This window comes from Bacteroides sp. 4_1_36, from assembly GCF_003466325.1.
GTDB lineage: Bacteria > Bacteroidota > Bacteroidia > Bacteroidales > Bacteroidaceae > Bacteroides > Bacteroides uniformis.
This window is the reverse complement of the sequence record NZ_QSOX01000007.1, coordinates 99,603-125,507: the sequence shown is the minus strand read 5'-3', so window position 1 is coordinate 125,507 and position 25,905 is coordinate 99,603. Positions and strand designations below refer to the sequence as shown.

At 50.1% G+C, this 25,905-nt stretch carries 12 protein-coding genes and 1 tRNA gene; all 13 read right to left on the bottom strand.

Going from position 1 to position 25,905, the window contains the following annotated elements; all coding sequences use genetic code 11:
* Nucleotides 1-65: 65 nt before the first annotated feature.
* The 13 genes from bglX to DXD65_RS09030 all read right to left on the bottom strand — a co-directional run bounded on the left by bglX (nucleotide 66) and on the right by DXD65_RS09030 (nucleotide 25,896).
* Nucleotides 66-2,357: a beta-glucosidase BglX gene (gene bglX, locus DXD65_RS09095; protein ID WP_087332293.1), complete on the bottom strand. Its 2,292-nt coding sequence runs from the start codon at nucleotides 2,355-2,357 to the stop codon at nucleotides 66-68.
* Nucleotides 2,358-2,476: 119 nt separating this feature from the next.
* Complete coding sequence (locus tag DXD65_RS09090; protein ID WP_034525906.1) at nucleotides 2,477-3,868, bottom strand: glucoamylase family protein; 1,392 nt, start codon at nucleotides 3,866-3,868, stop codon at nucleotides 2,477-2,479.
* Nucleotides 3,869-3,885: 17 nt separating this feature from the next.
* On the bottom strand, nucleotides 3,886-5,985 hold the full coding sequence (locus DXD65_RS09085; protein WP_117887571.1) for a family 43 glycosylhydrolase: 2,100 nt from the start codon (nucleotides 5,983-5,985) through the stop codon (nucleotides 3,886-3,888).
* A 12-nt stretch (nucleotides 5,986-5,997) separates the two neighbouring features.
* Nucleotides 5,998-7,548 (bottom strand): RagB/SusD family nutrient uptake outer membrane protein, encoded by a 1,551-nt coding sequence (locus DXD65_RS09080; protein ID WP_117887570.1) that lies wholly within the window; start codon nucleotides 7,546-7,548, stop codon nucleotides 5,998-6,000.
* Nucleotides 7,549-7,566: 18 nt separating this feature from the next.
* Nucleotides 7,567-10,590 (bottom strand): SusC/RagA family TonB-linked outer membrane protein, encoded by a 3,024-nt coding sequence (locus DXD65_RS09075; RefSeq protein WP_005830322.1) that lies wholly within the window; start codon nucleotides 10,588-10,590, stop codon nucleotides 7,567-7,569.
* 178 nt (nucleotides 10,591-10,768) lie between these two features.
* The gene (locus DXD65_RS09070; protein WP_005830320.1) at nucleotides 10,769-13,633 is read right to left on the bottom strand and encodes a hypothetical protein; all 2,865 of its coding nucleotides are present in this window, start codon (nucleotides 13,631-13,633) and stop codon (nucleotides 10,769-10,771) included.
* A gap of 168 nt (nucleotides 13,634-13,801) precedes the next feature.
* Nucleotides 13,802-13,883 (bottom strand) — tRNA-Leu (locus DXD65_RS09065).
* A 76-nt stretch (nucleotides 13,884-13,959) separates the two neighbouring features.
* Complete coding sequence (locus DXD65_RS09060; protein WP_085931088.1) at nucleotides 13,960-14,976, bottom strand: S41 family peptidase; 1,017 nt, start codon at nucleotides 14,974-14,976, stop codon at nucleotides 13,960-13,962.
* Between the two features lie 44 nt (nucleotides 14,977-15,020).
* Complete coding sequence (locus DXD65_RS09055) at nucleotides 15,021-15,875, bottom strand: DUF3316 domain-containing protein (RefSeq protein WP_005830316.1); 855 nt, start codon at nucleotides 15,873-15,875, stop codon at nucleotides 15,021-15,023.
* Nucleotides 15,876-15,936: 61 nt separating this feature from the next.
* Nucleotides 15,937-18,618 (bottom strand): DNA gyrase/topoisomerase IV subunit A, encoded by a 2,682-nt coding sequence (locus DXD65_RS09050; RefSeq protein WP_009037727.1) that lies wholly within the window; start codon nucleotides 18,616-18,618, stop codon nucleotides 15,937-15,939.
* Nucleotides 18,619-18,984: 366 nt separating this feature from the next.
* A complete protein-coding gene (locus DXD65_RS09040; protein WP_229031904.1) occupies nucleotides 18,985-21,825 on the bottom strand; it encodes a family 43 glycosylhydrolase in 2,841 nt (946 codons plus the stop codon).
* Nucleotides 21,826-21,874: 49 nt separating this feature from the next.
* On the bottom strand, nucleotides 21,875-24,265 hold the full coding sequence (locus DXD65_RS09035; RefSeq protein ID WP_005830303.1) for a TIM-barrel domain-containing protein: 2,391 nt from the start codon (nucleotides 24,263-24,265) through the stop codon (nucleotides 21,875-21,877).
* 14 nt (nucleotides 24,266-24,279) lie between these two features.
* On the bottom strand, nucleotides 24,280-25,896 hold the full coding sequence (locus DXD65_RS09030) for an alpha-L-fucosidase (RefSeq protein ID WP_005830301.1): 1,617 nt from the start codon (nucleotides 25,894-25,896) through the stop codon (nucleotides 24,280-24,282).
* Nucleotides 25,897-25,905 lie beyond the last annotated feature (9 nt).

The window sequence follows — 25,905 nt, the reverse complement described above, 5'->3', positions numbered from 1 at the left end:
ACGGTGTTAAAAAAGGGCAGCCCGGTTCTTGCGGACTGCCCTCTTACCTAAAAGCAAAACTATACCTATTTCAACTCAAAACTCGTAGTCTTTACATCGCGGCTGTTGGGTCCAATCATTACGTGGAACTCGCCGGGTTCGTATACATACTGTATGTCGTAGTTGTAGAACTTCAGCAATTCGGGGGTAATGGTGAAGGTCACCTGCTTGCTTTCGCCTTTCTTCAGGTGGATGCGCTCGAAGCCTTTCAGCTCTTTCACGGGGCGGGTAATGCTGCCCACCAGGTCGCGGATATAGAGCTGCACGATTTCATCCGCATCGTAGTTGCCCGTATTGGTCACGGTTACGGAAGCAGTCAGTTTGCCGTCTGCATTCAGTTGCTTGGAACTGAGCGTGATGTCACTGTACCGGAAGGTGGTGTAGCTCAAGCCATAGCCGAAGGGATATAGTGGGTCGTTGCTCACATCCAGGTAGTTGCTGCGGAACTTCTCGAACCATTTGCCTTCTTTCAAAGGACGTCCGGTATTCTTGTGGTTGTATGCCATAGGCAACTGGCCTACATTCTGCGGGAAGGTGGTGGTCAGCTTACCGCTGGGGCAAACGTCTCCGAACACTACATCGGCAATGGCATCGGCAGCTTCGCTACCTCCGAACCATACATTCAGGATGGCGGGGACATGCTTATCCTCCCAAGTCAGCACTACGGGACGTCCGGAGAACAATACCAATACTACGGGCTTGCCCGTTTTCAGCAATGCTTCCAGCAGGTGTCGCTGTGCGTCCGGCATTTCCAGTTCGGAACGGCTGCTGCTCTCACCACTCATCTCGGAAGACTCGCCGAGAGCGGCTACGATGACATCGGCTTGTGCGGCTACTTTCAGGGCCTCGTCCAGCAGTTCTTGGTCATTGCCGCGGGGCAGTTCACGGCCGAACATCGTGGCGCGTGTCTGGTAGTCGGCATCGTACATCAAGTTGCTGCCTTGTGCATAGAGAATGTTGGCCTTGGAGCCGACAGCATTCTTGAAACCTTCCAATAGGGTGCTGTATCTGTCTGCCGTGGCTGCCACACTCCAAGTACCCGGCATGTTGGCGCGGGTGTTGGCAAGCGGGCCAATCAAGGCGATGTTGCCTTTGCGCTGCAAGGGCAGCAGGTTGTCCTGGTTCTTCAGCAGCACGAATGTCTCTGTGGCAATCTGGCGGGCAATGGAGCGGTGCTCGGGAGTGAACACTTCTTTTTCGGCACGCTTCACGTCACAGTATTTGTACGGATTGGCAAACAATCCCAGCTTGTATTTGGCCTCCAGGATGCGTCGGCAGGCTTTGTCAATGTCGGCTTCGGTCACTTTGCCTTCTTTCAGAGACTTTTCCAGTGTGCCGATAAATCCGTCGGCTACCATGTCCATGTCTGTTCCGGCGGTCAGGGCACGTGCGGATACTTCCTGCAGGTCGCCGATTCCGTGGTCTATCATTTCGGAGATGGCTGTATAGTCTGTCACCACGAAGCCGTCGAAGCCCCATTGGTTGCGTAGTACGTCGGTCAGCAGCCAGTGGTTGGCAGTGGCGGGTACTCCGTCAATTTCATTGAAGGAGGTCATTGCGCTACCCACACCGGCTTCTACGGCAGCCTTGTAGGGAGGGAAGTATTCGTTGAACATACGGTTGCGGCTCATATCCACCGTGTTGTAGTCGCGGCCGGCTTCTCCGGCGCCATACAGTGCGAAGTGCTTTACGCAAGCCATTATCTCGTTGTTGGCACTCATATCCTTGCCCTGATAACCGCGAATCATGGCTTGTGCAATGGCTGAACCCAGGAAGGGGTCTTCACCGTTGCCTTCTGATACACGTCCCCAACGGGCATCGCGGCAGATGTCCACCATCGGGCTGAACGTCCAGCAGATACCGTCTGCACTCGACTCAATGGCGGCGATACGGGCCGATTTCTCTATAGCCTCCATGTCCCAACTGCACGAGAGTGCCAAGGGGATGGGGAATACCGTTTCGTAACCGTGAATCACGTCCATACCGAACAGCAAGGGGATGCCCAGGCGGCTGTTCTCTACGGCAAGTTTCTGCACTTCGCGGATGTTCTTCACGCCTTTCAGGTTGAACAGACCTCCGACTTCACCGTTGCGGATTTTACCGGCAACGTCGCTGCTCTTGGCTTGTCCGGTGACGATGTTTCCCGTTACCGGCAGGTTGAGCTGACCGATTTTCTCGTGCAGCGTCATTTTGCCCATCAGCTCCGTAATGAATTTATCCATCTCCTGCGGATTGCCTTGGGATGTGTTTTCTTTGGGCGTTGCCGTCACGGTGAGGGCAGAGAAAGCCAAGGCTGCTAATAATGTGTATTTCTTCATATGATATAATTTTGATTATCCCCTCCGGCCCCCTGAAGGGGGAGGGGAATAGTGATATAGAAATTCAACTTAAGCTTAGCTGCTCCATCATGTCGCATACTAACTTCAATCGTAAATCCCTAAGCCTTAAATCCCAGCTTCTGCAATCCTTCCTGAACCTCGGGACAGCTCATGAAGAGTTTCCACAACAAGCCGGAACGATAGTTCTCAATCATCGGGGCAATGGTGCATTGGTCGATGGCAAGATAGCGGGGCACCGTCCAGTCACTTCCCTCGGAGAAGGCATCGTAGAATCCGTACTTGCCCCAAATCCAGTCGCCTTTGGAATAGAAATACTTCAGTGCACGCATGGATTCCTCCGGTGTGTAGGGAAAACTGGACAAGGCTGCTGTCGGTGTGATGACACCATGGTCGTTGTCGCCCGGGCAGTGGGCTGCATAGCCTTTGGTAGAGTAGCTGGCGGTCAGTCCCCAGCAGTCCTCGCCGTAACCTTTGTATTGTTTGGGATTCTCCACGCAGTAGCGGTAGTTGGAGAGGGCATGGTTGCGCACCACGTTCCAGTAGTTGGCATAGCGGTCGCTCAGGTTGCGCGGGTCCAGACCGATGTGCGAGTATTGTGCCCAGAACAAGGGACCGCCCAGTTTCTCGGCTCCGTTGTGTTTCAATTCCAAAGGCAGGCCGTAGGGGGCAGAGTCGGACTTGATGCCGCCGCCGCGTGCCCAGCCGTTGTGGTAGGCTGAAGCCGGAACGGGATAAGTGGGGGAGGAGGCTGCGAGCACATACACAATCAATGCTTCGTTGTAGCCTTCCAGCGGGAAGTTCATTTCCCAGTTGTATTCGGGAGACCAGTGCCAGTAGATGACATCCTTGCCATTCTGATACCAGCTGAACTCCATCTCTTTCCACAATTGGTCAATCTTCTCTGCCAGCGCCTTTTCCTGCTCGTTGCCGTCGCGGAAGTATTGGCGTACGCAAAGCAAGCTTTGCATCAGGAAGCAGCTTTCCACCAAGTCTCCGCCGTTATCTTTTTGTCCGAAAGGTTTCACCTTGCCGGTAGGGCCGTACAACCAATGGGGCCATACGCCGTGGAAGCGGTCGGCGCGTTTCAGGTAATCGGCAATCTTGGTCAGGCGCTTCACGCCTTCTTCCCTGGGGATGAAGCCGCGTTCGATGCCTACCAGCAGTCCGGCTATACCAAATCCGCTGCCGCCGGTGGTGACAACATTCTGGTCCTTTTCGGGATAATCCCCATCCAGGTGGATGCGTTCGCGTGCCAGTCCGGAGGTCGGTTCCGCACCGTCCCACATGTAGTTCAAATGTACCTTCTGGATGTAATCAAGCATTTCGTCATCCGAAGCGAATGATTCGGGACGTACTTCCTCTGTGTCGGGCTTTTCCTCTTTTCCGTTCTCTTTCCCGTTTTCCTTCAAGTCGGAAGAGCAGGATGCACAGCCCGCCAATGTGGAAATCAGGAACAAAGCCAGCACATGTATCATTATTGGTTTTTTCATATCTTTATTTCTTGTGTTTAATTTTTTGTCGTCTTGCACAATGGCGAGCGGCCGTTTTCGTTCAGCGCCTCGATAGTGAAGTAATAGTCCGTGTCCGCATCCAGTCCGCGGAAGTCATATTCCGTCTGTCCCAGTACCGTGATGGCATTGTACATCTTGCCTTCGGCGGTGCCGTAGTAGATGTTGTAGCCATAGGCGCTTGCTTCGGGTTGCCAGGAGATAAGGGCATTCCGGCGGTCTTTCCTGTCACGTTTCACAGTCAGTCCTTTCACGGCTTGCGGGACATCGCCGTCACCGTTCCCGAAGACGCGGAAGCCGGACAAGGCGACATTTCCCGTAGGCATGTGCACATTCTCGTATTTCAGATAACGGGCACGCAACGGCTCGTTGAGCTCGATGTAGTCGTGCGGACAATCCTTGTCACTGTCGCTCTTGTCTATGACCAATGTCCATTCTTTTCCGTCTTCGGAAGCAAAAATACGGTATTGGTGATAAATATCCATGGCACGGTTGTATTGAACCGCTTTATGGTCGTAGAAGTTCAACTGCACGGCACGTACATTCTTTGTACTGCCCAGGTCTATCCCGGCCCATTCGCCGGGGTTGCCGGAACGGGCTGCCCAGTAGGTGCGCATACTTTCGTCCGTCAGGTTGGAAGCTGCATGGATGCTATCCGTAGATGATACCTCCACCGGTTTGCCGTAGGACAGAAGCATCCATCCCGTGAAACGCTCTGCAGGGTTCTTTACGTCCATCGGTTCTGCCCAGTTGGGATAATCGCCGAAGGCAGTGGACGAATACATGACACCATCCTTGTCGAAAGCCACCGGATAAAGACCGATGCGGCGTTCGAACTTGTACTTCAGGGAGAGCATGCAGGTGGCCACGTGCCAGTAATTGCCTTTCACGTCGCAGAACGTGCCTCCATGACCGGCACCTTGCACATAACCGCCCGGCTTGTAGCACATCGGGTTATGCTTCTGGTAGACAAACGGGCCCAGCGGGGAATCCGAAACATATACGCCATCGGCATAGACTTTGAATTCAGTGCCCGGAGCACCATATTGGAAATAATATTTGCCATTGTGTTTGGTCATGTAAGCGCCCTCTGTGAATGGGCGGAGCGTCACCTCGTCATCGTTGTTCATTCCGAAACGTTCCCAGCCGTGTTCTTCCGGGCGGAGCATCATCACGTCGTGAATCTTGCTGATGGGATAGAAATCATTCCGGTCCAGTTCCACCGCCTTTAGCGGATATTCATTGCTGGAGCCATAATACATATACAGTCTGCCGTCATCGTCCAGAAACATGCAGGGGTCCCATGTGGGAAGCACATTCTTTTCGATGGCACGTTTGAAACGTCCCGTTTTGGGGTGTGTGCTGTACCACACGGCAAGGCCTTCGTAGGTGGAGCCGGTATAGAACAGCGTGTCACCGCTTACATAGGCTGCCGGCGCGCACTGGTCGTCGTCCGTAGGCTTGCGTTGGAAGCCGGCAGGAACGAAATCCCAATCCACCAGGTTCCTGGAATAGTGAAAACCGCCCTGGTTGGTGGAGAACAGAAAGTATTCTCCCTTGTATTCCACCGCCATCGGGTCGGCAGAGGAACGGAACGAACCGTTGGGACGCACATTGTTGTTGAAAGGCTCGAAGTTATAACTGATGTTCATCGGATTGCAGAAGGTGCGCGACAGAGGCGCCTGCGGGTCATACCACCGGGTCGCCTGGGCGGGACGGCGGATTGCGGTTGCCTTGTGTACCTCTTTTTCCATCACTACCTCAATATCGGTTTCATCCAGTGCCAGGATTCTGTTCACTATCTTTTTCCCGGGATAGTAGACATACAGGTGCACGTCGTTCTTCGCTCCTTTGATGGCAAAGCTGCCGTCGTGGGCAGTGGTATTGTGCATGGGACTTGCGAAGAACATGACTGTGGCGCCTGCGAGTGGCTGGCGGTTGGTGTCCAGTACGTGTCCTTTTACGATACGGTCTTGGGTTACAGTGATATAATAGTCACTGACTTGCCCCTTCACCACTTTGATGGAATCGTCAGGGGTTGCCTTTGCCGTCAGAGCGGCAAAGGCTATTCCACAACTGATTAGGAATCTTTTTACCATATTGGAGCGGATTTATTCGGCAATTCCGTCAATGGGTTCCAGCTTCAGGTCGGGAAGGTCGTCCAACTGGTTGGCTGGTATGGGCCAATAAGTCTTTTCTGCTGTCCATCCTTTGGGACCGAGTACGGTGGCGGCATCGCCGGTACGCACCAAGTCCACATAACGGGCACACCATTCGCCGCAAAGCTCCATCCGGCGTTCGTCCATCACGTCTTTCAGGGTAACACCGGTTTTGGTGCTCATGCCTGCACGCCGGCGCACTTCGTTGTAGCCTGCGTCTCCATCCTTGCCCAGTCTGACTTTGGCTTCGGAGTTCATCAGCAGCACTTCGGCATAGCGGATGATACGCACATTGTTGTTGGCTCCGTAGGTCGTACGTGGAAGAGTCATCTGATTGTAGGGAAGGTAACCTTTGCCGTTCCAACAGTCGGTCTTGGTGGCCGATGTGGGACCTACCTGCCAACCCTCGCGCGTCTTGCTCAGGGCTTTCAGGAAAGAAGTTTCGGCACGCACACCTTCGCCACGGGCTTCGGCCCATGCCACGAACTCGGGTTCATAGCCTATGAAATTCCAGCCGCCTATGGACTTGGTGCCTTCGGCTTGCTTGTAGCTGATGGTACCGTCTGCGTTCACTACTTCATCATACCTCTCTGCCATGTTCGGACCCTGGAAATTGAACCATTGGTCTACGCCCAGGTAATCGCCAGAACCATTGCCGTAGTCTGTTACCTGGCATTCGAACAAAGATTCGTCACACAACTTTCCGGGAATTTTGAACAGCTGGTAGAAGTCGTCGTAGAGACGGAATCCACCGTTCTTGATGATGTCATCGGTCAGTGTCTCCACTTGTGCATAGTCTCCTTTCAGCAGATAGATGCGGGCGGCCAATGCTTGGGCGGTGAAGGCTGTCACGGCTCCCTTGTGTTCCATCTGGTTGGGACGCATGCGGGGCAGTTTGTCGATGGCGTAGTTCAAATCTTCCAGCATATAATTATATACGGCCTCTACGGTAGAACGGCGAAAATCGGTCTGCAGGTTGTCACGGTAGATGACGGTGGGACCGAAATTGGTCACCAGACAATAGTAGGCCCATGCACGGATGGTACGTACTTCGCCGCAATAGGATTCGTAGGTTTTGTAATCTTCGCTTCCTGCAGCAAGATATTCGGCATAGCTGTCGAGGCTTTGCAGGGCGGCATTGGTGATGCGGATGATGTCGTAGAAGTTCATCCATACCTGGTTCAGTGCCCAGAATGAGTTGTTGTAGTTGAACTTGCGTCCGAAGGCCACGGCATCGCCCTGGTCATCGGTACGGCCCGACCACACGTCACCGTCGCGGGTGAACATCAATAGTGCGTTGCACCAGTGCATGCCCTGTGTGCGTACTTTGGAGTAGGCACCCACTACGGGTTGGTACATATTGTTCTTGTTGGTAAAGTCCACGCCTTGTTCGGGAACTTTGTTCTCCGGATCGATTTCTATGAAATCGGTGCAAGCGGTAGCTCCTCCCAGTACCATCATGGCCGGAAGTATATATGCGAATGTTTTCTTTAAGAATTTCATTGTTTTACGTTTTAGGGTTTAGAAATCTATTTGCACTCCGAAAGTATAGGTTGAAGTCAGAGGGTATACTTCGGTATCCCAACCTTCGGCATCCGACACTTCAGGTGTGAAGCTGTTGGCCTTGAAGGTAGTGAAGGGGCGGTCGGCCGTCAATGAGAGGCGGAGTCCCGGCATCACGTAGCTGCCTATCTTCAAGTTCTTGAACGAGTAGCCCAGCGTGATGTTCTGGATGCGGAAGTAATCGGAGCTTTCTACGAAATAGGAAGCGTTGTTACTGTCTGATTTGTTCCAGGTTTTGAGAAGAGCCTTGGCCGACGGATGTTCGTTGGTAGAGCCTGCACCCGTCCAGCGGTTCTCATACTGTGCACGGTCAAAGTTATAGTAGTCGGCTGCATAGCGCAGGGCACGCTTACGGTTCCACAGTTCGCCGCCTGCTTGTCCGTAGGTAGTGAGGCTGAAGTCGAAGTTCTTATAAGAGAATCCGGCATTGAAGCCATAAGTAAAGCTGGGCACGTATGAGCCCAACACCTGCTTGTCGTTTCCGTCTATCACATGGTCGCCGTTCACGTCCTCGTAGATGAAGTCGCCGGGTTCCAGTCCGTTGGCCACGGCGATGGGGTCGGCAGCACATTGTTCAGGAGTCTGGTAGATGCCGATGACCTTGTAGCCATAGAATGAGTTCATCGTCTCGCCCACCATATTCACGGTCTTTCCGCCTTTGATGATTTTCATGTTTCCTTTTAGGCTTTTCACTTCGTTATGCAGATAAGAGAGATTGACGCCGATGTTGTAATTGAAGTCCTGGCCAATCTTGTCGTTCCAGTTCAAGGAGAGGTCGATACCGGTATTCAGAATCTGTCCGTTGTTGCCGGCCAGCAGCTCGCCACTCATCGGGAGCTTGGGTGAAATCACGGCGTTGTCAGTCAGACGGTAGTACCAGTCGATGTCGGCGTTCAAGCGGTTCTTCAGTGTACTGAAGTTGACGCCCACGTTGGTTTCGTTCACTACTTCCCAACCCAGCCAGCTGAAGTTGGTGGTGTTGATGAATCCGTCGATGGCGGTATTGGGACCGAATACGGACTGTACGTTCTGTATGCTTGCGAAGCCTGCACTGGCAGCAATCTTGTCGTTACCCAGCTTACCCCAGCTGGCACGCAGCTTCATGTAGTCGAAGATATTCTGGTTCTTCATAAACGGTTCTTGGGAGATGACCCATGCGGCACCGATGGAGGGGAAGTAGCCCCATTTGTCGTTGTACTTGGACGAGCCGTCGGCACGGAAGGTGAACATCAACATGTACTTGTCGTTGTAGTTGTAATTCAGTCGGGTGAAATAGGAGAGACCGCGGTATTTCCAGCCGTCGTCTTTCACCGTAGCGCCTTCCTTGTTGCCCAGTGCGATGTATTTCCACACGTCCTCACCTTCGGGCACGTTGGTGGCGGTACCTTCGAGCAGGCGGTATTGCTCTTGACGCATGGATGCACCCAGCATACCGGTAAAGGAGTGTTTGCCCCACTTGTCAGTATAAGTGGCCACGTTGTCCCATATATATTTGTAGTAGTTAGTGTTCTTTTTAGTGAGTTCGGTAACCTCTTTCTTCTGGTTGGTGCCTACATAGTAGGTAGGAGTGAACTCAGAACCGCGAATCATTGAGTAGTCGTAGCTGTAGCTACTGCGTATATTCAGCTTGTCGGGGATGAGGTTGAGCTGTGCATAGAAGTTGGTCAGCACTTGGTAGGTCTCGTTCCGGTTGTCGTAATAGTTGGCAGTGGCTACCGGATTGTTGAAGTTGTTGGTCAGGCCCACCTGCTCGGGCGATGTGTACTTCTTAGGGAACACGGCATCGTCGCGGCGGTCATCATACACCGGGATGATAGACGGTGTGTTGTATGCCTGTTGCCATGCGGCATTCTTGGGAAGCTGCTGCTGCGAGTTGCTGAATACGCCGTTGAAGCCTACTTTCAGCCATTTGCGGGCTTCGTAGTCAAGGGCGGCACGGAAGTTCAAGCGGCGGTAGTAGTTTTCCACGTCCATGATACCGTCTTGTGCCAGATAGCTCATGCCGGCAGAGTAGGTCGCTTTTTCCGTACCACCGGAGATATTCAAGCTGTGATTGGTCATCATGGCTGTGCGCAACAGTTCGTCATACCAGTTGGTATCGGCATTGAATTGCAGGTTTTCCATATTGCCTCCGAATTCGGCTACTGACTTTTCGAAAATCGACCGGTAAGCTTCCGGGTTGGCTTCCAACATCATGGTGGCATACTCGTGAGAGTTACACATCTCCAGCAGGTTGGTGGCTTTCTGAATACCTACATAACCGTTATAGGTAATCTTGGCATCCTGGTTGCGGCTTCCTTTCTTGGTGGTGATGATTACAACACCGTTGGCGGCGCGTACACCGTAGATGGCAGATGCGGATGCGTCTTTCAAGATGGTCATGTCCTGAATGTCGGAATTGTTCAGGAAGTTGATGTTGTCGTAGAACATTCCGTCCACTACATAGAGAGGAGAAGTGTCACCGAAGGAACCCATACCACGGATGGTCACTTTAGGACCTTCGCCCGGCGTTCCCGAATTGATGATGTTAACACCCGGTACCTTTCCCTGCAATGCTGCCATCGGGGAGGAGGTAGGAACATTGATAAGTTCTTTCTCTTTGACAACGTCAATCGGGGCCGTCAGGTCTTTCGCCTTGGCCGAACCGTAACCGATAACAACAACTTCTTCCAGTAGTTGTGCATCTTCACGTAGCTTTACATTAATGACGGATTGTCCCGCAGCGCTTATTTCCTGCGGCAACATGCCCAAATAGTTGAATACGAGAGTTGCGTCTTCGGGGACGCCGTTCAGTACATAGTTACCGTCGAGGTCGGTAGCTGCTCCAATAGTAGAGCCTTTTACTACAACCGTGGCTCCAATAATCGGTTCGTTGTTCTGATCAACAACAGTTCCTTTAACAGTCTTTGTTCCTTGTGCCAAAACTGTCAGTGGCAATGAGAACAAAATCATGAATAGAAGAAATAAAGTTTGCCTTCTCATAAACTAAATTTAAGAGTTAATAATTCTGCCGGCAAAGGAAGTAATTACGGTAAGTAAGGCAAAAAAAAACACTACCACGATAATACGTTTAGGGTAAAAATGGGTACCGTTTTACTACGTTTTCGTGTTACTTGTTTCTAATAATCAGTTTGTTATGATTGAATGATTTGTAGCCGCTTTATTTCAAGTCGATGAGAAAATCCACTAATCCCGTTCCGTCGGGGATATCCAGTTTCTTGCGCAAACGGTAGCGTGCTGCCTCTACTCCCCGGATAGTGAGGTTGGTCATTTGCGCAATGTCTTTCGTAGAAAGATTCAGGCGCAGCAGCGCACAAAAACGGAGGTCGGTAGCGGTAAGACTGGGATAACGTTCGCGCAAATTACGGAAGAATTTCTCATGAATCAGGTCGAAATTGTTCTGGAATACATCCCAAAATTCCTGTGTCTCGATGTTTTCGTTGATGAGCTTCAGCAGAGATTCGAGGTTCTTGCGTCCATATTGCCCTTTCACCAGGGACTCTTGTACGACAGTACGAAGTTTCTCCAGGACCTCGTTCTTGGCAAATACACCCAGTGCCATGCTGGCAAGGTCTTTACTCTTTGCCGACAACTCGGCTTCCAGCAATTGCTGTTGCTGCAGAGTTATCAGATGCTCCTGCTCGCGCATCTTGATGTTCTGCTGCACCTGCTCTGCCTCATACTCCTTCCGTTTCTTTTCCATGGCACGGTTGGCGCGCCACTTGGAGAAAAAGTAGACAAGCGCTGTGAGAACTATGAGATAGAGCGCAAAGGCATAATAGGAGAGGTAGAAAGGGCGGGCTATGGCAAAATGATATTCCACCTCACCGATTTTCTGTCCCAAATCATTATAGGCTTCTGCCTGGAATGTGTATTCTCCGTAATCCAGGCTACCGTAGCGGATTTCGGGCTCTTTCAGGTCCGATGTCAGCGCCATGCCTTGTCCTCCTTGCAGGACATAATGGAAATGTACGGACAATTTATTGTAATGCGGCAGGCTTACTGAGAACAGCAAATCCCGGTAATTGCTTTCCAGTTCGACATTTCCAGACAGAGGCAGGCGTTTCTCCTTTTTATCGGAAGAGGAAGCAGTGACCGAGCTCAGTGAGAGGGCGGACTCCAGAGTAGGACTGAGGCTGTCTGTGTTTTTGCTGTAACTGGCGATTCCGTTGTTCAGATTAAAATAGACAACGTCATTGTCGACGAACACATTGTTGTAGTTCTCTATGCATGGAGAATCAAACAGTTCGATGAGGATGCGCTGCTTCACGATGTACTCTCCTTCTGCGTACTCTACCAGTACGTACTCATGTGAACCGGACAGCCAGAAGCGGTCGTTCGTGACGGATACCACAGAATGAGCATTCCTGATGTAAGGCAGAATGGCATTCAGCTTTTGGAAGGGGATAATCTGCCGGGTGATGTCGTCATAGGTATAGAAGCCGTTGGGACTGGAAAAGACGATACGTCCTCGCATTTTCATTACTTGGATAGGGCCGATGATATATTCCGAGCCTAAATGGGAGATGTGCCGTACGCTTTTTACAGCCGACAAGTCATCGCTCAAGACTATTTTATAGACTCCCTGATACATGTGTGAAGCCCAGATGACACCGCTTTGGTCCACCTCCAAGTGCATGACCGGTGCAATGAAGCCGTCTATGACATGCGAAAAGGTCCATTGCCCGTTCTTCTTTTTATAGATACGCAAATTGGCGTAGGATGATTCCAACAGTATCTCTTCGCCATAGAGGGTGCACTTTATCAGACACGTACTGCTGTTGGTATTGCTTATGACGGAAACATTCCCTTTTTCGCCTATTAATAAGGTATGGGCATTGTTGCCTGCAAAGAGTTGCCCGTCAATGTCCTTCACATACCAGTTCTGTCCTTCAGTATGGGGAAGCAGGCGCAGATTCTCGGTAACCTGGTGGTATTCGTACAAGCCCTGGTTGGTGGCCAGATAGAAACAGTCGCCCCGGTGGGCTATGTCGTACACCATGCCCAGTTTGGTTTCATGGTTGGCAGGAGTCAGCAGCATGACGGGTGAGTTGTGGTGGATGTATGCGATGCCGTCGTCCAATGCTGCCCATACGTTGTTGTCTTTGTCACAGAACAAGCCCAGGACTGTGTTGTTGTCCAGACGGTTATCCAGATTGAAGTGCCAGAGGCAATGTCCTTTGCGGTCGATGGCGTATATGCCATTCAAGACTGTACCTATCATGAATATGGAATCATTGGTCATGACGGCGCGGTTCACCCGCTGTTTCTTCAGCTCTGCATCAATGTCTGTTTTCCAGGGGGTGATGTCACCGTTGTAGCGGAACAATCCGTTATTCTCTGTGACCATCAGGAAGCTGTCGTCCCCGTCGGGCAGTAATGCCACTACATTGTCATCGTTCACTTGGCTGCGGGGGAAGAGATGAAGGAAATCCTTGCCGTCGAATTCATAGAAGTCCTCATCAATCATCTGTGTGTAGATATGTCCGTTTTGGGTGTAGAAGTAGAGCGGCTGTTGCTGTCTGTTGCGGAAAGCGTGTACCATCTTCCCGTCGTAGGAGAACCAGGCGCTGAACGACTGGAAGTAGATGCGACCGTCCAGCTCTACAATGTTCCATATCTCGTTGTTCTCCATGGGGAAATTTTTCAGGAATTTGCTCAAAGAATGGTACCGGAGAGTGCCTGCCTCCGAATACTTGAAATAGCCGAATTCCTCGAATGCCCCCACATAGATACGGTCTTCTTTCACATACACCGAACGGACAATATGGTTCCCCGGCACTTTGTGGAGAGTCCAGCGATAACCGTCATATACCAGGAGCCCCTGGCTGTTGCCGAAATACATTTCGCCGTTGCTGCCTTGCGCACATGCCCAGTTCTGATAACCGGCTTCATAGTCTTTGGCAAGATAGTTGGTGACGGCGGGCATGAAGGAAGAAGCCCTGGCCTGGATGAAGAGGATGAACAATAGAAGGCACACTACCCAATACTTGAAAAGCATCGGTCTTATCGTATTTTGTTTCATTTTTTCAGGTTAATCGAAGTGTTTCTTGGAAGCAAAGATACAATAAGTATTCTAAATATTGTGTTTTGATGAGATAAAAAAGGTACTTGAAGCGGTTAGGGAGGATGCTTCTTAATGAATATCCTCCCCTCTTAGTTGTTTGTCTTTTGAAATTTATTATAGGGATTGTGCGGATGATAGGACTCGAACCTACACGCCTCACGGCACCAGATCCTAAGTCTGGCGCGGCTGCCAATTACGCCACATCCGCGGAATAATTCCGATTAGCGGGAGCAAAGATAGAAAGAATTTTCGTTTTGGCAAATTGTTTTGTAGATAAAGTCGTTTTAGAAAGTCACTTTCAGTATTTTTCTTGCTTCCTCAATGATGGTGTCCAAGTCATTGTTCTCATCTTCTTTGCTCATATCCACTTTCTTGTCCGGGTCGATGCCGAACTCGATATGCTGTTTTTGGGCATCGAGGTGCGGGCTGGCAGAAAAGCGTACCCCCCATCCGTTGGGCAGTTCCGAAGAGAATGGCAGGCCCGACCCGCCGCCGGTTTTGTCACCAACCAGGGTGACATTGGGAAAACAGCGCATGGAGTTGACAAAATCATTGGTTGCACTATAGGAATGACGGTTGGTCAGGACAATTACCTTTTTTTGCCAGCGGATACTGTTGGAAGGTTCCACATAAATGGGAGTCGGATCTGAAAAATCGCTATGGCCTTTGCCGGTCTTGTGCTGAATATATCCCGTCAGTACTTTTTCATTCGTGAAGCGTTGTGCCATTCGGGTGGCGTTTGTCAGGTTGCCGCCACCATTGTTGCGCACGTCGATAATCAGGCCGTTACAAGCGGAAAGGTATAACAGAATCTCATCCAGGTTGCCGTTTCCGATGCCGCTGGAGAAATCACCGTAATAGATATATCCTATGTTGTCCTCCAATATGGTATATTTGGCGCCTCCAGCAATGCGGTAGTCTCTTCCCAGGTACTTTTCAATGATACTTTCGTTGAAGTTACGAGGATAATCCAGATACCAGTCCCAGTAGCGCGCCATGTTGGAAGAAGAGTACAAGTTGACATGTCCGTCTTTTAACTCGGCAAGCATGTTACCTAATATTTCAAATAGACCGTCGTAACTCATTCCCGGGGTAATGAGTGGCTGGTACTTGTCATGGATGGCATCCCAGTCTATTTGCTTGTAGTCCAGGAAGCAGTACTGTTCGTCTATTATTTTCCACAAGGCTTCGAAATTGCCTTGTGGGGTATTGTCGAACTCTTCCTCACGAATACATCCGTTCAATAGGGGCAATAACGTGAGTAGGATACTCCAAATTATTAAAATATATCTTCTTTTCATGCACATTATCCTTATCATCTTATCGTTTATCACCTTGTCACTTTTTACTTTCTCTTGTTAGGAAACAGATAGAGTTCCTTTACGAACCCCACCATGAATACGTGCGAGTAAGTATGTGTCTTTATTTCATTTACTTTGGACTGTTGTGCGTCCCATATGTAAGCGAAACGCATCCGGGCACGTCCCACCGGAAAGTCTGCGGTCAGCATTTGTCTCAGAGAGGGCTGGTTGTGCAGGGAGGTGAAGTTCACTACTCCGTCCCAATGTCCTAACGTAAATATCTCGTAGTAGGACTGTCCATAGTTGGGCATGAACATGATACCTGCCAAGGGAAGATTTACCTGATAGCGTAGTGTGATGGGACGGTTCTTGATGCGCAAGTCCCAAATAGCCATTCCCGATGCGGCAAGGTTGATATAGGCACGTGCTTGGGCGGGGTTGTTTCCGTTGCGCAGATTATAGACAAAGCCACCGTTGAAGTCGCCGACTCCTCCGGCAAGCAGTTTGAAATTGCCCGTGATTGGAAAATTATAATGCAGGCCGTAGTTCCAGTTGGCCAGTCCGGAGAATGTATTGTTATTGTCTACTTTGTTGTGTGTATATCCCAAGTCTGCCTGGAAGAAAGTTTGCAGAGACACGTTGCCGTCCATCAACCGTGTCATCCGCATGCTTTCGCGGGAGATACGGAAATCGATTCCCTTATACTCCTGAGGTGAAAGATAAGTGTCGAACACGTTGGTGAAGCCGACACCATACATGGTGGCACGGGTGATAATACGGTTACGGTTGGTGGAGTCAGCCCGTAGCTTCCGGTCGATGCTGCATTGTGCTTCTTGTGCTTTCAGTCCGACACTTCCCAAGAGCAGTCCGCATAGGATTATTATCTTGTATATGTACATATTAAATTATCAATTACAAATTAGTAATCGTTAGCCACTAATACTTTATTTCCGTCCTTCATCAAAAGAGTTTCATCTGTCCTGTCATCTCGTCCAGTATGTCCCCTTCGCTTTTACCGTGGTCGGGGTCCAGAATTTCCGGTTCTTCATCCGTTTCCTGCTCTTCGGTTTTCTGCGAGGGTTCCGGTTGACGGGTAGGCTCCAGCTCGTTGATGGTTTCTATAGTATAGGTGGTCAGGCGCTTACCTTTTGCTTTGAAGCCTTTCACGGCGATGAATTCGTCGGCTTCCACCACCATCGGCTCTCGGAAATTGTCGTGGCCGCCAAACACCACCTCTAAACGCGGGTAGCACTCGTCTGTCAGCAGAATGAGGCTGCTGTTCTTGTTTTCTCCCAAGTAGTTTTGCTTGCGGGCGGTTGCCTCGAAGCAGAAACGCTTGATGTAAGGATAGTTCTGCTGGTCGGCATCGTAGAGTACGGCGGTCCATACTTTGTTCGGATCGTATTTCTCCAATACGCGTATGCCATCGTCATAGTGATTGTTCAAGTCGAAGTTGGTGGCATAGAACTCTCCGCTGTTCTGTACGACAAGGATGGTGTCTTCGCTCTGGAATTCTCCGAGATATTCTCCGCGCCCGTCGTAGTTGAGACGTAGCACATCACGGTCGAACCAGACTTTCCGTCCACCCAGCGTGGAGCCTCCACGTTGTTTCAAGGCTATCTTGTGTACGGGGAGTTTCGTGAGTATATTTCCCATGGCCTGCCGTCCCTTGATATTGATGTTGCTGAAATCCTCCTCGAAGATAATACGGCGTACACGGGGATTGGGTTTCAGGGTTACCTTGATGATTTCAGCTTCTCCATTGGGATTGGCGGTGAAGTAGGTGATACGGGAGTCGGGAGTACCTTGCGTCACATCGTATTCGCGGTCACGCACCACGGAAGTGACGGCAAAACGCTTGATATAGCTTGTCCCCTCCTTGCCGTCACGGTAGCAGACATTGTAGATGGTACGTTTGTCGTTCTTCTTAAAAATGTTGGCATAAAGTATATTCTTGCCCACGAACTTCTTGTCGGCCACCGGTGTGATGATATATTTTCCATCGCGGAAGAAGATAATCACGTCATCTATGGGCGAGCAGTTGCCTATGAATTCGTCTTTCTTCAATCCAGTTCCGATGAAACCCTCTTCGCGGTTGATGTACAGCTTTTCGTTGGCTTCGATGACTTTGGTTGCTTCGATGGTGTCGAAGTTACGCAGTTCCGTGCGGCGGGGGAAGGCTTTGCCGTACTTGTCCTTCAACATACGGAACCAGTCGACGGTATATTCCACGATGTTTGCCAGATGGCAGTCTATCTCCTCTATGTCCTTTCGCATGCGTGCTATCAGTTCCTCTGCCTTGTCGGAGTTGAATTTGAGGATACGTGCCATCTTTATCTCCATCAGCCGGAGGATGTCTTCCTTGGTCACTTCGCGGATAAAAGTCGGGTAGTAGGGAGTCAGGCGCTCATCGATATGTTCGCAGGCGGCATCCATGTTTTTGGCTTGTTCAAACTCCTTATCCTTGTAAATACGTTCTTCAATGAATATCTTTTCGAGTGAAGCGAAATGCAGGCTTTCCAGTATCTCTCCCTTACGGATTTCCAGTTCCTGGCGTAGCAGTGCCAATGTGTTGTCGACTGATTTGCGCAATACATCACTCACGGTGAGGAAGTGGGGCTTTTGGTCGTCGATGACACAGCAGTTGGGAGAGATGCTCACTTCACAGTCGGTGAAGGCATAGAGGGCATCGATGGTCTTGTCGGATGATACACCCGGGGCTAGATGCACTAATATTTCCACACTGCCGGATGTTAGGTCCTCTACCTTACGTATCTTGATTTTTCCTTTTTCGCTGGCCTTTACGATGGAGTCGCATACACTGGCCACCGTTTTCCCGTAAGGAATTTCCTTAATGGCAAGTGTCTTGTTGTCTATCTTTTCTATTTTGGAGCGCACGCGTATCGCACCGCCACGTTCACCGTCGTTGTATTTGGATACATCGATACTGCCTCCCGTCTGGAAGTCGGGGTACAGCTTGAATTCTTCGTTGTGCAGATAGCTGATGGAAGCATCGCACAGCTCATTGAAGTTATGTGGTAATATTTTGGATGACAGGCCTACGGCAATACCTTCCACACCTTGTGCAAGCAGCAGTGGGAATTTTACCGGTAGTGTAACCGGTTCTTTGTTTCGCCCGTCATAAGAGAGTTTCCATTCGGTGGTCTTGGGGTTGAATACCACGTCCAGTGCGAACTTGGAGAGACGTGCTTCGATATAACGGGGGGCAGCGGCGCTGTCACCCGTCAGAATGTTACCCCAGTTTCCCTGGCAATCCACGAGCAAGTCCTTTTGTCCCAGTTGTACCAGAGCATCGCCGATAGAAGCATCACCGTGCGGATGGAACTGCATGGTATGTCCTACGATGTTCGCCACCTTGTTGTAGCGCCCGTCTTCCATGCGGCGCATGGAGTGGAGGATACGCCGCTGTACGGGTTTCAGACCATCCATGATATGGGGTACGGCACGTTCCAATATAACGTATGAGGCGTAGTCCAGAAACCAATTCTGGTACATGCCGCTCAGTTGGTGCTTTATATTGGCATCCTTTGCGTCCGCAGGTTTGTAATCCGAGTGTTCTTCGCTCCCGGCCGGGAGTTCCTTGTCCAAATCATCTTTCGGTGCTTCAAAATCTTCGCTCATATTTGTTCGGGAATTGTCTATTCTATGATATTACTGATTTTTCAGTCGCAGGCAAAAATACAATTTTTGTTCGATAAATGAGAATTTGCGCGGAACTATTGTGCCAAATCCTTCCCATTTTTTAAAACTTCTGCCCGTTAATGGAACCAATCTGTCTCTTTCCCGTTAGCGGAATTATATTGAGGACGTGCTTCCGCCTCTTTGCGGACAGCGATGTTGCTTTTGTCTTTCTTGCCGACAAGTTGGCAAGGTTTTGCCACCACATTGGCAAAGTAACTTGCTGGCTTGTTGTGTGTTGGCTCGAATTGTGCAGCGATATCATCACAAGGGTGAAGAGATACTGGGCAGATTCTGCCGACGGATTCATTATTTTGTGAATTTCCATTCGTCAAATAAGAACTTTCCGTTCCCGAATACGAAGTAAATGTCGTGTTTGCCTTTTATCCGTTTGTCCAACGGCTTTGTCAATGTTTGCCACGTATCGGTATCAAAGGTCAAGGTGGATAGGAGCGGACCGTCTGGACTGTCCATGTGTATTTCGATGGAGCCTTTCCCTTTTATCTTCATCTGTATGGCTTGAGGTGATTGCGGGAATTCCGCACCGCGGACACAGATGGCCTGTCCGCTCTTGTTTCCTACGGCAGACATGTTGCCTGTCTGTCCGGTAGGTTCAAAGGCAACGCCGCGTGTGGCGGCTGTGGTCTCGGCCTGTTGCTGCGCAAACGGGTCGAGAGGCTTGATTTGTGAAACGCCCTTGGCTGTGGCTGTGCCCATGTGGATAGTGAGGTCCTTTTCGTCCACCTCTATTTCTTCCACGCAGATACTGCGGACACCCACTTTGAGGTCGCGGCTGTCCTGCAAGCCCAGTGAGTGGTAGAAGAGATAGTACTTCCCTTGAAATTTTACCAGATGTGTATGGTTGTTGCTGTCGGACATGCCATAGTCGCCGGGATTTTTGAAGTAGTTGTCCCGATAGGTCCAGCTGTCTGTCTCAAGTGGCGTGCGACTCGTCATGTAGCTCATGCAGCACCGGCTCGGCTTGTCTATATCCTTGTGGGGCCATGCATCCCGGTTCTTCCAGTTGGTGTTGTAGGTGTAAATCCAAGTGCCGTTCAGATAGTTCAGTTCGTTTGCTTCAAAGTGGTATGGCGCTTTTATTTCAACTATTTCGCTGTCCAGCGTCTTCATGTCATTTGCCAGCCGCACGATGCGTGCGTCTCCGGGAATGTAGTCGTCGCTGTCGCCCCCGCCAAAGGAGAGCCAGCCGATGCCCTTGTCGTCGATGACTACTCCCGGATCGAAGGGAGCTTTACACTTGCCGAGTCCTGGAGTATTACCGTCTACCACACATTTGCCCAATGGGTCTGTCCAGGGCCCCACGGGGGAAGTGGCAGTCAGCATACCTACACCGGAACCGCTGTTGGAGTAGTACAGATAGAAGTGGGTTTTGCCGTCGGCCTCCTTGCGCGAAGCGATGGAAGGTGCCCACGAAGCCATTCCCCAGGGAGCCAGAGCCTTTACATTGATTACTCCGTGATAAGTCCAGTTCACCATGTCGTCAGAAGAGACCATCGTCAGCGAATGGATGTGCTGATAGGTGTTTTTCCCGTTACGGCCCACTACATCATATTGCTGGTGGTCGTTAGTGCCGTACACATAAATGCGGCCGTCGTGCACCACTGCTGTGGGGTCGGCCATGTATTGGAAGTCGAGAAGGGGATTGGCATTGCCGGTAGAGAACTTGGGCGAGAATTCAAAAGATTCTTCCAAAGCGCTGTCTGTAGAAACCGGAATGTTTTCAGAAGAGGCAATGCTGTCTGCCCGGAAGGGGGCTAAGGGGATGCCTTCCGTTGAAAAAAGGTTGCCTTGAGCAGCGTCACTGAAGCAGTAGCGAATGGAAACCGGGCTTTCGATTCCTTTTACCGGGACAATCAGCTTTCCCCCGTCTATCCTGGCCCGGGCCTCTTGCCATTCCTGGCCGGCTGCGGCCATCATCAGCCCCTCTATCCTTTTCCCGTGTACGGCCAGTCCGTTCTTTATGTCTTTGAAAGAGATTGTCACATGGTTGCCTTTGCGGCAGGCGCTTTCAAAGACCGGGCTTTTATAGGGGCCTGCATATATATGGTATGTATCGTCCAGTGCAAGATTGGCGAGACGTTTGCCTACGCTTCTTTTGTCACGTGGATGGATGTCCTGCACATTGTCCACCAAATCTGACACGGTAATCATCTTGACCTTGTCCAGCATTTCGGGCAACATGGCCTGCTGCTCGCGTAGCAGTGCCGGTCCGTTGTCTTTGGAGTGGTATTGGAAGGGGGCTATCTGGACCAGATAGAATGGGAATTCCTTGTTAAATCCGGTACGCCACGAGCCTATCAGCCGCTGCATCACCCGGGCGTAGGAGCTGGCACGGCCTTGGTTGGCTTCTCCCTGATACCAGATGCATCCGGCAATGCCGTAGGGCATCACGGGATAAATCATGCTGTTGTACAACGTGCCTGTTTCAGCCGGAAACCAAGGATTGGATTCATACGGATAGTCGCACAAGACCGGGTCGCTCATTACGCATTCGCGGGGCGTCCATGTCTCGGCGGTGGTTCCGCCCCATGCGGCTACGATGATTCCTACCGGCACGTCCAGCTCTTCCTGGATGTTGCGGCCGAAGAAGTAGGCCAGGGCACTCGTGCTGCGCATCGTTTCGGGCGTGCACTGTGTCCATTGCGAGAAACAGTTTTCTTGAGGGAACGGGGCGGCTATTCTGGCCACGTGAAAAATTCGGAGATTGGGACAATGGGCATTTGCCGTTTCCTCGTCTCCGTTCTTTATGCCGTGGTTGGCGCTCCATTCCATATTGGATTGTCCGCTGCACAGCCAAACTTCGCCTAGCATGACATCGGTCAAGGTTACTTCTGACGAGCCGCTGAAACGAATCTCATAAGGTCCGCCGGCTTCGCCGGAAGGTACACGGGCTGACCATTTCCCCGTATTATTGACTTGGGTTTTGATTATTTCTCCTTTCATCCATTCGGGGGCGATGGAAATTGTTTCTCCCGGAATACCCCATCCCCAGAAAGTAAGTTCTGAGTTACGTTGTAGCACCATATGGTTGGAAAATATGGCAGGGAGTTGTATCGCTGCTTGCAATTTCAGGATGCCGAGCAGCATAAATAAACTTAAAAGGGTAAGATAATGATGATATTTTTTCATACGAGTATTTATTTCCATAATGCAAATTAATAGCTGTTTTTAGAAACCATTACATTTTAACCGTTACTTTTTTCCCATTATAAGCCACTGCCTTTTTTGCGCCATCAGCAGTTACTATGTTGAATTTCCGTTCTTTCAACATACCGGAAAACTCTCCTTTCCGATTTTCAATAGTGAGCATGCGAGTACGGTCATTCCATTTCATCGTAATGGTGCTGTACATTCCTTTTTCATAATTGTAGTTGTCATTCTCGTCTTCGTAAAGTGTGAATTCGCCGTTACAACCGGGATACACTTTTATCTCCAAGTTGTCCCATGATTTTTCGGTGCTATACTGCACTTCGGGACCTATTGGCAGGATGGAACCTGCTTTCACATAAAGTGGTAAAATGTCAATAGGGGTATCTTTCACGATATATTGTCCGCCGGAGTGTTTCTGATTGGTCCAAAAATCATACCATTCCGTATTTTTAGGCAGATATATTCGCATAGACTTAACGGTACTGAAATCTTCTACACGGATGGTGTCCGAAACTGTTTGGGTATACATGGGTTGGGTTACAGGGCATACCAATAGGGATTTGCCAAACATATACTGATTGTGGATGTTCCACACGTTGCGATCGTGGGCAAAATCCATTGCCAAGGCACGCATGAAGCTGGACTGATTGGCAGTTACCTCCCAGGCAGTTGTGTAGATGTATGGTAACAAACTGTAGCGTAACCGAATGTATTTCTCAATCGCATCGTATATTGGCTCGCCTTTTTTGCCGAATTGATAGATTTCTCTGGGAGCACCTTCCCCATGTGACCGCATCATGGGACAGAATGTACCGAACTGTATCCAACGGGCATAAAGCTCGCGATAATCCGGGTCATCCAGCATCAAGGGATATTGCCATAGGAAGAATCCGCCGATATCGCTGTTCCAATGGGGAATGCCGCATAGTGAGAAGTTTAATCCCGCAGGTATTTGCTTCTCCAAAACTTCCCATGATGCTGTGATATCTCCTGTCCATGTATTGGCACCATAACGTTGCTGGCCGGCAAAGGCTGAGCGGGTAAGGATAAATACGCGTTTATCCGAAGTTACGGCACGCTGGTGGTCGTACACTCCACCTACACTCATTAAAGGGTAGGCATTGCGTACTTTACGGAATGACCCCAAATAGGTGGGCGTGTCAAAATCTTCAGGAATGGGGTGAAAATGGTCGGGTTCGGTAGAGTCCATCCACCAGCCGTCTATACCCACAGAACGTAGGTTCTCGTTCAGGTACTTCCAATAGATGTCGCGTGCTTGCGGATGGTAGGCATCGTACACGCGGGCACCGGATGGATAGTCCATATTGGGAGGCCACTTCTCGGAACCGGATTCGGGCCATGTGCGGAAGTTGAAGAGCATGTTCCCTTTGTCTAACTCGCGATAGGGTTTGGTATGTGGTCCGAAAGCTGACCAAATGGAGATAATAATGTGGGCGTTCATTCCGTGTATGTCTTCCATCATTTTTTTGGGGTCGGAGAATTCTTCGTTCAAAAAATCCATTGCGTTCCACAGGTAGTTGCTTCCCCAGTATCTCCAATCCTGGATAATTCCATCGAGGGGCACACCCAGTTCGCGGTATTTTTGCACTACGCCAACAATCTCTTTTTGGCTTTTGTAGCGTTCACGGCTTTGCCAGAATCCATATGTCCATAATGGAAACATGGGCACTTGTCCTGTGAGGTAGCGCATCTGGGCAACTACTCCATCGGCATTTTCGCCGTACATGAAGTAGTAGTCAATGCAGTCGCCGACTTCAGAAAGGAAGGATGTCTCTTCTTGATTGTCTTTGAAGATGGTTGGCGAATAGTTGTCCCAAAAGAGACCGTAGCCTTTGACGGACTGGAAGAAGGGAATCACATCCTCAAGATTGTCTTGGATAAGGCGTTTGGTCTGGTTACGTTGCGACATTTTGCCGTTTTGCAATTGTCCCAATCCATAAATAGCTTCGTCTTTCTCTAAGGTGAACGATTGATAAACGCTGAAGGTTTTTGTGCCGGCATCGTTGAAATCATCAAAACGTGCGCCTTTATTTTGTTCCTGCAACAGCGATTTTCCATCGGAAGAGGCAAAAGTTATTTGTCCGGTCTCTTCGTTGAGATGGACTGTAAGCTGATGGCTTTTGATAGTCAATATGCCCCCTTTCGAAGAGACGGATAGTTTTACTTTTTCCGGTTGCCCGATGACCGACAAGCTTTCTTTGGTATACTTCCAGCCGTCAGGCGATTTTAAGATTCTCACTGTGACAGGAGAGAAGAAGCTAATATCTATATTTATACCTTGCACAGTGCTTTTAATGCCTTGTGAGGTGCGTTGGTAGGTTTGTGCTCTGCCTTGTTCTGCTATGAAAAATGTCAGCATCAGCAGGACAAATAGTCTTAAAAAAAATCCCTTTTTCATACAATATCAGCAGTTTAACGGTTAGTGATTTTCAGTACCAAAGAAATAGGATTGGGAGTCTTGTCTTTGGGAAGGTCAATAAGCAAGCCTTTGGAAGTTCTTCTGAACTTTGCCTTTCCGCCTCCTAATAATTCTACCTTTTCGATTTCTCCTTTGCAGTAGGGACTGCCGGTAGCCAGTGATTTTATCTGTATTTTTCTGTCTGAGGGCCATTTCATGATATGGGCATACAAGTATTTCCCTTTTTTCACAAACCGGATGTCGGCAGAAGTGTAGGGTGCGTTCTTGCCTTCGTTGAATCCTGCTCCGTCCAAAGGTATTGCTGTTTCTGTGGAGGGACCTTCACCATAAATACACCAGGGACGTGTGTCGAATATTCCTTCTCCGTTCACCTCCATCCAGGCGGCTATGTCTTCCAGAATTTTTTCTTCCTTGTCGTCGATGGTACCGTTTCCTTTCATTGGTACGCTTAGTAATAGGTTGCCATTTTTACTGACGATGTCAATGAGCATGTGGATGACGGTCTCGGCTGATTTATACCAGTTGTCTTCGTAAGCAAAGCGGTTATAGTGCCAAGTACCGAGGCAACTACAGGTTTGCCACGCCTTGTCCTGGCATTCCGATGGAACCCCTTTTTCTACATCCCATACGATGGCCTCTTTATGTTTAGCTTCCAGCTTCTTTCCGAAGACTACGGCATTGAGATTGCCCTTGTGAAGCTTCATGTTTTGGTTATAGTAGTGCGACACGACTTTCAGCCCCGTATCGTTGATGGGCCAGAAGGGGAGTATGCTGTCGTCGAAATAGACCAGGTCGGGATGATATTTGTTTATCATGTCCACTGTGCGGTCGAAGAAGTTGTCGTAGTAGCTCTGCGGGGGGACAGAGGTTCCTTCGGGCCAGTCCCATGCCACCCAAGCATGTCCGCTCAGGGCATGATTCTGTACGTATAGCTCTTGCGGGTCGTAGCCTTCCCACCATTTTCCCTTGCCGTCTTCCTTAGTCACTACGCGGGCATCGTAGGAGATTCCTGCGTATGGGCCTTTCTTGTCGGCTCCTTGTGCAGTTTCATACCATGTCCAAGCATGGGAGGAGTGGATGCTGACACCGAAGGGCAGTTTGTTTTTGCGAGCCGCTTTCTCCCATTCACCCAGTACGTTTCGCTTGGGGCCCATGTTGACGGAGTTCCATGACTGGTATTTACTGTCCCACAAGTCCATGTTGTCGTGATGGTTGCCCATGGCAAAGAAATATCGGGCACCGGTTTTCTTGAAAAGGGCTACCAGCCTCTCCGGGTTCCATTTTTCGGCTTTCCATTCGTTGATTACATCCTTGAAGCCGAATTCCGAAGGATGTCCGTAATGCTCCAAGTGCCACTTGTAGGCAGCACCGCCCTCTTCGTACATGCCACGACCGTACCAGTCGCCGGCTTCGGGTTGGCATTGCGGACCCCAGTGTGCCCATATGCCGAATTTGGCGTTGCGGAACCATTCGGGCACTTCGTATTGGGACAATGACTCCCAGGTAGGTGAGAACTTGCCCGGTTCTGCTTTCTCTTGTTGTGCCAATGCACTGCCCCCTTGCAGGATGCAGGCGGATAGGAGAATTGTTTTAAAGATGTTTCTTTTCATACCTTTATT

What these genes read in the sequence shown, in the direction of transcription:
- bglX (WP_087332293.1), bottom strand. Translation starts at nt 2,357, where the DNA reads ATGAAGAAATACACATTATTAGCAGCCTTGGCTTTCTCTGCCCTCACC.
- DXD65_RS09090 (WP_034525906.1), bottom strand. Translation starts at nt 3,868, where the DNA reads ATGAAAAAACCAATAATGATACATGTGCTGGCTTTGTTCCTGATTTCC.
- DXD65_RS09085 (WP_117887571.1), bottom strand. Translation starts at nt 5,985, where the DNA reads ATGGTAAAAAGATTCCTAATCAGTTGTGGAATAGCCTTTGCCGCTCTG.
- DXD65_RS09080 (WP_117887570.1), bottom strand. Translation starts at nt 7,548, where the DNA reads ATGAAATTCTTAAAGAAAACATTCGCATATATACTTCCGGCCATGATG.
- DXD65_RS09075 (WP_005830322.1), bottom strand. Translation starts at nt 10,590, where the DNA reads ATGAGAAGGCAAACTTTATTTCTTCTATTCATGATTTTGTTCTCATTG.
- DXD65_RS09070 (WP_005830320.1), bottom strand. Translation starts at nt 13,633, where the DNA reads ATGAAACAAAATACGATAAGACCGATGCTTTTCAAGTATTGGGTAGTG.
- DXD65_RS09060 (WP_085931088.1), bottom strand. Translation starts at nt 14,976, where the DNA reads ATGAAAAGAAGATATATTTTAATAATTTGGAGTATCCTACTCACGTTA.
- DXD65_RS09055 (WP_005830316.1), bottom strand. Translation starts at nt 15,875, where the DNA reads ATGTACATATACAAGATAATAATCCTATGCGGACTGCTCTTGGGAAGT.
- DXD65_RS09050 (WP_009037727.1), bottom strand. Translation starts at nt 18,618, where the DNA reads ATGAGCGAAGATTTTGAAGCACCGAAAGATGATTTGGACAAGGAACTC.
- DXD65_RS09040 (WP_229031904.1), bottom strand. Translation starts at nt 21,825, where the DNA reads ATGAAAAAATATCATCATTATCTTACCCTTTTAAGTTTATTTATGCTG.
- DXD65_RS09035 (WP_005830303.1), bottom strand. Translation starts at nt 24,265, where the DNA reads ATGAAAAAGGGATTTTTTTTAAGACTATTTGTCCTGCTGATGCTGACA.
- DXD65_RS09030 (WP_005830301.1), bottom strand. Translation starts at nt 25,896, where the DNA reads ATGAAAAGAAACATCTTTAAAACAATTCTCCTATCCGCCTGCATCCTG.